This window comes from Nocardia sp. NPDC005366 (assembly GCF_040606855.1).
In the GTDB taxonomy this organism is placed as follows: Bacteria; Actinomycetota; Actinomycetes; order Mycobacteriales; family Mycobacteriaceae; genus Nocardia.
In genome coordinates, this window is record NZ_JBEXFQ010000054.1 from 23,980 (window position 1) to 30,374 (window position 6,395).

The 6,395-nt window shown below is 64.8% G+C and carries 9 protein-coding genes; 7 read left to right on the top strand and 2 right to left on the bottom strand.

All coding sequences use genetic code 11. The annotated features are described in order from the left end of the window. Positions 1-3 precede the first annotated feature (3 nt). A complete protein-coding gene (locus ABZS43_RS34400) occupies positions 4-993 on the bottom strand; it encodes a TauD/TfdA family dioxygenase (RefSeq protein WP_355040185.1) in 990 nt (329 codons plus the stop codon). Between the two features lie 252 nt (positions 994-1,245). Here ABZS43_RS34400 and ABZS43_RS34405 point away from each other — a divergent pair, with 252 nt between their 5' ends. Further along, positions 1,246-1,929, top strand: coding sequence for an HAD family hydrolase (locus ABZS43_RS34405; RefSeq protein WP_355040186.1), 684 nt, complete (start codon positions 1,246-1,248; stop codon positions 1,927-1,929). Here the strand turns inward: ABZS43_RS34405 and ABZS43_RS34410 are convergent, their stop codons facing one another. Beyond that, positions 1,930-3,285 carry a hypothetical protein gene (locus tag ABZS43_RS34410; protein WP_355040187.1) on the bottom strand — a complete coding sequence of 452 codons (1,356 nt, stop codon included), beginning with the start codon at positions 3,283-3,285 and terminating at the stop codon, positions 1,930-1,932. Positions 3,286-3,759: 474 nt separating this feature from the next. Between ABZS43_RS34410 and ABZS43_RS34415 the strand changes: the two genes are divergently transcribed. From ABZS43_RS34415 to ABZS43_RS34440, 6 genes are all read left to right on the top strand, one after another. Next, complete coding sequence (locus ABZS43_RS34415) at positions 3,760-3,936, top strand: hypothetical protein (RefSeq protein WP_355040188.1); 177 nt, start codon at positions 3,760-3,762, stop codon at positions 3,934-3,936. Continuing rightward, positions 3,933-4,091, top strand: coding sequence for a hypothetical protein (locus ABZS43_RS34420; protein WP_355040189.1), 159 nt, complete (start codon positions 3,933-3,935; stop codon positions 4,089-4,091). Before ABZS43_RS34415 ends, ABZS43_RS34420 begins: the two co-directional genes overlap by 4 nt. Next, positions 4,088-4,564, top strand: a complete 477-nt coding sequence (locus ABZS43_RS34425) for a hypothetical protein (RefSeq protein ID WP_355040190.1) — start codon at positions 4,088-4,090, stop codon at positions 4,562-4,564. Before ABZS43_RS34420 ends, ABZS43_RS34425 begins: the two co-directional genes overlap by 4 nt. A gap of 2 nt (positions 4,565-4,566) precedes the next feature. Beyond that, positions 4,567-5,025, top strand: coding sequence for a DUF4254 domain-containing protein (locus ABZS43_RS34430; protein ID WP_355040191.1), 459 nt, complete (start codon positions 4,567-4,569; stop codon positions 5,023-5,025). After that, on the top strand, positions 5,025-5,462 hold the full coding sequence (locus ABZS43_RS34435; RefSeq protein ID WP_355040192.1) for a DUF4254 domain-containing protein: 438 nt from the start codon (positions 5,025-5,027) through the stop codon (positions 5,460-5,462). Before ABZS43_RS34430 ends, ABZS43_RS34435 begins: the two co-directional genes overlap by 1 nt. Before the next feature lie 104 nt (positions 5,463-5,566). Continuing rightward, on the top strand, positions 5,567-6,112 hold the full coding sequence (locus ABZS43_RS34440; RefSeq protein WP_355040193.1) for a hypothetical protein: 546 nt from the start codon (positions 5,567-5,569) through the stop codon (positions 6,110-6,112). Positions 6,113-6,395: the final 283 nt, after the last annotated feature.

Below are 6,395 nucleotides of genomic sequence, written 5' to 3' on the forward strand. Positions count from 1 at the left end.
GGGTCACCTGCTCACGGTGGTCTGCTGCTGGTTGCGGATGAAGATCTGGCGCAGAACTCGACGCTGGGATTCGGGGATGGTTTCCTGGCCCGGCCCCAACGGTTCGCGACCGTGGCAGGCCAGGTGTTGGTTGATCAGGAGCAGGTCGCCGCGCTCGAGGCGGAATCGTTGCTGGCGCGCGGTCAGTCGGTGGCCCAACCGTAGGGCGGCGAGGGTGGCGGGATCGTCGGGGTCGCGTTCGCCGAGCATCTTCGCGGTGAACCGGATATACCCTTCACTGGGAGGCAGGCCGTCGACGATGGGGAACGGGTCGTATTCGGCGCCGATCCCGGAGACGTCGAAGAAGACTCCGTCGCGGAACACCGGTTTTGCGAGGTGTTTTCGGTCCGCGTCGTCCAGATCGGCCAGGGCGTGCCGGACGTTGGAGACCAGGCTGTAGCCCTCGCCGAAGGGGTCGGGCTGGATGCAGAACAGACCGCTGATGTCGGGTGGTTCGGTGGCATTGACCAGGTCCAGGTGCATCGGGTTGTATCCGACGCCGAACGCCCGCATCGGATCGACGTCGAGGCGCGAGGTGATGGGTTTCCACAGCGGCCACTTGTCGAAAACACGAAGCGGTGTGCCGATGTGTGTCAGCAGTACGGTGAGCAGATCGGTGGCAGTGTCCTCATCCTCGGTCACATCCAGCAGGGCACGCGCCCTGATCACCAGGAATCCATTACTGTCGACATCGGTCAGGAATTGCGTTGCAGCTCTGCGCAGTTCGCCGACGCCTGGGATGTCGAGATTTGAATAGGCTTGCACGACATCGCGCCGCAAGAGACCGCCCTCGAGATGTGGCGGCGGAAGCGTTTCTCGCTGTGCGACAAGCATTTGCGCGATTGCTTCGTGGACCTCCACCCGGTTGTCGACGCGGAGAGCAGGTAAGAAACTACGGCCCATCGTGAACTCCCTAATGAGGATGGAACTGGCCGGGCCTCGAGAATTGCGCATCTCAGCGTCCTCCAAGCGAAGCAACACCGCTCCGGCTTGATCCGAAGCAGTGCTGTCCTGTCCGCCAACGAGATGGTGTGCAACGCCTACACGACTGCGCTATGCACCGCATCGGACCGGGAAGCCGCTTGCTGGAGCGGACAAGACCCATATTCGACTTCACCAAAGAGGCGCAGGGGAAGGTAGCAGCCACACGACAGCCATACCGTGCCGACACTGAGTCACACGAGGTCAGCGCATAGTCTGGCTCGCATGACGATTGACGCGGTGTTTTTCGATGTCGGTGAGGTGCTGGTAGACGAGACCAGGGAATACGGCACGTGGGCAGACTGGTTGGGCGTTCCTCGACATACCTTCTCGGCAGCGTTCGGCTCTGTCATCGCTCAGGGCGGGGACTATCGAGATACCTTCCAGATCTTCCGCCCAGGCTTCGACCTCACCATCGAACGCGAGCGCCGCGCTCAGGCAGGACAACCCGAGTGGTTCAGCGAGGATGACCTGTACCCCGATGTTCGCCCGTGCTTGTCGGCGCTTCGTGAACAGGGGCTGAAGGTCGGAATCGCGGGCAATCAGACCACTCGGGCCGAAGGTATCCTCCGCGATCTGGACTTGCCGCACGATGTCCTGGGCACCTCCGACAGTTGGGGTGCCAGCAAGCCGTCCTCGGCGTTTTTCGAGCGCCTCATCGATGAAGCAAGCGTTCCTGCTAGCCGGATTCTGTACGTGGGAGATCGAGTAGACAACGACCTCCGCCCGGCAATCGAGTTGGGCATCCAGGCCGCGGTGATCCGCCGAGGCCCGTGGGGGCACATTCTCCGCGATGAGACCGCGCACAAGATCCTCGGCGTCGATATCGAGCGCGAGAGCCTGTTCCGCCTAGATAGCCTGAAGGAACTGCCTGACCTCGTTCGTCGGTATAACCAGGAGCGGAGCTGATCAGGAGTTGTTGGTCGGCGGCCCGAGTTCCATCGACCGCTGGGCGAGGTCCGCGCCAGCGCGTGTTCCATTGAGAGCCCGCTGAACGGCCGGTATGCGTTCGTACGCGGTTCGGTAGAAGTTGCCCTCCAATTCCGCGCAAGCGAGTTGCGCGATGGCTCCAGCGTGGTCAGCGTCGGAAGCAGCGTAGGCCGCCGCCAGGTCGAACATCAGCACGCTGCGCTGCTTGTGGGCTTTGAGATCGAGCCCCTGGAGGGCTTTCTCGAGCCATTGCGCCGCAGAATCATTCTGTCCGGCGAGAAGGGCGGTGTTGCCCGCGAAACCGGCGAGGCGTGCTTCATCGAAGAAGTCCAGCCGTTCGGAGTCGACACCGCTGGTCCCGAGGGCGTCTTCGGCCTGCCGGATTCGGTCTCGCGCTGAGGCGGGTTGTCCGGTTCGGGCGTGGATCTCGGCTGTGACGCTGTGTAGCCAGGCGCGCAGTAGCGGGCCGCTGTCGTATCGAGAGTGAGCATGAGCGACGTCGAGCAGCTGCTCCGCCGCGACGGCGTTGCCCGCGAATCCAGGAAGGAACGCGCGGTGGGCGGTGATCATCGCCGCGAGAGCGTGGTCCCCGCATTGCGTGACGGCTGATTCGGCGTAGCTGAAGCAGCGTTCTGCCAGTGCGGTGTGGCCGAGGTCGAAGAAGGCCAATCGCGCCGATAGCAAAGCGGTTTCGGCGACTGCGCCTGCTAGTTCTCCGCCCCCGTGCAGTGACTCCGGGGAAGCGCTGAGCAGTTGGGAACCGAGTCGGAGGTGACCGAGGACGGCGTCCAGCAGGACGGACGGTTCGCTCGTCCAGTACATTGCCCGCTGGGTGGTCGTGATTGTGCGGTAGGCAGCTACTGCCTGCGGGTCGCGCGCCTTGCCCGGTACCTGCCAGGCCGCTTCGACTTCACCGACAGTCGCCGACGCGGCAACCGGCGACATTCCGGCCGCGACCATGGCAAGCAGGAATTGCTTTCGACCGAAGCCAGCGTCCTCGTTGGCCATCATCAACCTCCTCAGTTCGTTGATCATCTCAGGTTCTGACCGGTCAGGTTCGTCCGGCCGCATCGCCAGTTCATCGGGTGTGAGCAGTCCGAGGTCCGCAGCAGGAAAACCGAGCACGAGAACGAGGTGCTTGCGGAAGCGTGGTTCGGGCCATCGTTCACCGGACTCCCAACGTCGGGCAGTGTCCGCAGTGAGTCCGGTGTCGGTCTCACCATGCGCCCTCATGCTTAAAGAGATCTGACGCACCAATTCCTCACGACTCCAGCCTTTTTGGAGTCGCTGCCACGTCAATCGCTTGTTCGGTGGATAACGTCGATTGCTACTCATGCCCACAGGCCCCCACATCCTCGGAATGTGTCCGGATCAGCACTACCGGTGACACTGCCACCCACATCGCGCCAATACCAGACCCGCAAGGCCCTGGCTGCGCTTCGGCGGTGCTATGGCCGGTACTTCCCGTCTGCACCAGAAGGTGTTGTAGGAGACGAACCAGTTCACCGACCTCGTCACAGTGTCGGGTCGGAGCAGTCGACTCGGACCGCCGCTGAGATCGACCGCCGAAGCAACGAACCAGTGGTCTACGGGACTAGCGCTTGCCCGACTCACTCAGAAGCAGGTGCGCGCAGATCTCGACTGGAGGGCTGGCCCGTCTGACTCCTATTCGATCTGGGTGAAACTATGCCGAAGACCAGTGCCAAGTTGTTGACAACGAATGAAAAGACCGCCCATTACGTTCGCAGCGTAGGTGACGAACGGTGGGTGGTGAGCTTCCTGCCTGGTCGAACGCTCACTCAGGAGCAAATGCGCGCCGCAATACGGGTCGCAGAGGAGTTAGAGGCGCTGCGGGGCTACGCGGCGCTGCTGGGTTTGACGGTCCTGGAGCTGGTCGGGCTGGCCACGATGGACAGCGCCGGTGAACGGCTGTGGTCCCTCGGGGACGCCGCGCAAGTCCGCGTGCGGTTGGGGCAAGCGCTGTGAACGCCGAGCAGGCCACCACGTTCGCGGCGGCTATTCAGGCGTTCGCGGCCGGGGCGGAACGCGGTCACACGGCGGCGGTGCTGGAGCTGGCCGACATGGAGGGGTATCTGGCGGCGCTGGCCGAGTCCGAGCGCACGGAAGCGGCGGTGCGGTGATGTTCGCGCGGTGCCACGGTACGCGGGATATCGCCGAGGTTTACCGACGGCTGGGGTTCCTGACGGTGTCGTGCGCCTTGGACCGGGTCTCGCTGGTGGCGTCACCGAAGCTGGGTGCGGTGGTGATCCCGCCGGAGTCGGGGCCTGGTATCCGGGACCGTCTGCTGGCTGACTCTCGCTGTCGGTCGGCGCCGATCCTGTCCTATGCCCGCCCCGGCCGTGAGTGGGTGTTCGTCGTGGGTCCGTCGTGGGGTCGCGGCTTCGCAGAGCCGACGCTTTCAGCTCTGGAGGCCCACGGTGTGCGGGTGTTGGTCGCGGGGCAGCGGATCTGGCTGCCGATGTCGGACAACCGCGTCGGCTGGTACTGGATTACGCCACCGGTCGACGCCGAGTCGTTGCCGTACCGCACGACCGTGATCGCCACGGTCCGAGACCATCTCGAAGACCTGCGCACGCAGACGGCGGGGGCGTAGCTATGGGTGTTACTCCCGATGAGGTGGGGCGGCTGATACTGCCCTCGGCCGAGTACCTGTGCTCCGCGATCCGCGGGCACCATGTCGCCGCGCATCGGGTGACCCGTATCGCGGCCGGACTCGGGCGGCTGTACCAGCGCGGCTCATCCGCGCGTGCCCCTCGGTGCTGTTGCGGCAGAGGCGAATTGGTGCTGGCGATCGACACGTGGGTCGCTGAGCATCTACCAGTGCCGCATCCGGACGCGCGGTTGCACACCGAGACCGTGGGCGCGGTGATCGACCGGCTGGCCCGTACACAGGTGTACGCCTATCGCCTGTTGATGACTGTGGACAACGTCGCGGACCCGCAGGTGCACGCGGCGTGGTATCGGCTGGCTGAGTTGGTCGATGGCTACACCGACCTGAACACGAGCCTGTCGCAGCGGTCGTTGCGGCTGCCCGCCCTCGGGGACGGCGCGTGATGAGCGCGGCGTTGCCCGGTAAGGACGCGCTGCTGGCGGCGTGCCGGGGATTCCCCCAGGCGGTCGACCACCCCGTGCTCAGTGCTGCGGCCGAACTCGCCGTATTGCACCAGACGCGGGAGCGGACACCGCATTCCGGTTTGGCGGTGATCGATGCGCATCGGGTGCGGTTGATGGAGTCCGTTGATACCTGGGTCTCGATCAGCATTCCACGGCCGATGTCCTCGGCGCGGGTGCATACCCAGACGATGGGCCAGGTCATCGACCGGATCGCGCAGTTGACCTCCTACACCTACACGGTGATCGCGGGCGGGTCGGACGAGGTGTTCGCTGATGCCGCCGCCAACGTCGATGAATTGGCCCACGGCTATGAGGACCTGGCCGAGGAGTTGATCGCCGGTGTGCGCCGGTTACCGGTGACCTCGACCGAACCCTGACCGCCTCCGGTCGCTGTCCGCTTCCCCGGACTGCGCGGCGATTCGTTGCGGCCCGCCCAGACGGGCCGATCTGTGAACCCCCTGATGAAAGGAGCACTACCTCTATGTCCGGAACCACTCCGGCACGAGACCGACCCTCGCTGCCGAACATGGAACGCCTGCTGATGCTTTGGGAGGCCCGCGACACCCCGGCCACCGCGCTCGAACACGCCGTCATGGCGTTCCACGCGTTGTGGCAGGACTACCTCGCCGAGATGGACGCGACCGCGATCTGCGAGTGGCTCGAATCCGACCAGCCCCGCGATGTCGACGAAGTAGCCGGGCGGATCGCGCATCACATCGATGACGAACTCACCTGGGCGTTGGGCAACCGGCCCGAGACGGCGAACGTCCTCGAAGACGACGAAAAGGAACACACATTCGGCGAGCTGATCGCTGTGATCACCGTGCTGAGCGTGCTGCTCGACCGCTGGCCGCACGAGGTCGGCGAATGCCCCCACGCCCCCACATTCGTGCAGACCAGCCGCGCCTACGACCACCTCGTCACCGGCCTACTCACCGGTGATCGGCGCCAGCCGCGGCGGCGCGCCCACGGCGCACCCCCGATCCCCCGGCCGCACCCGATCGCAACCCAGGTCAAGCCGCGGTGATCCGCTACAGGGTTCCCGGCACACCTGCACTGACCGTCACCCTCACCACCCCCTGCGACAGGCAACGGCCGCCCGCCCAGCACGACACCTCACACCTCGATGAAGGAGCACACCCGATGTCGACCCCCGCCCCCTCGACCGACCTCACGACCACCGACTGCGAGGCCGGTGGGCTGGTGATCCTGTCCACCGATATCGTTCTCTACCCGCTTTCCTGTTGTGGTTCGACGAGCCGATTTCAGGAGAGTGGTGTGTTTTGAGTACAGGGTGTTGGACGGTCCAT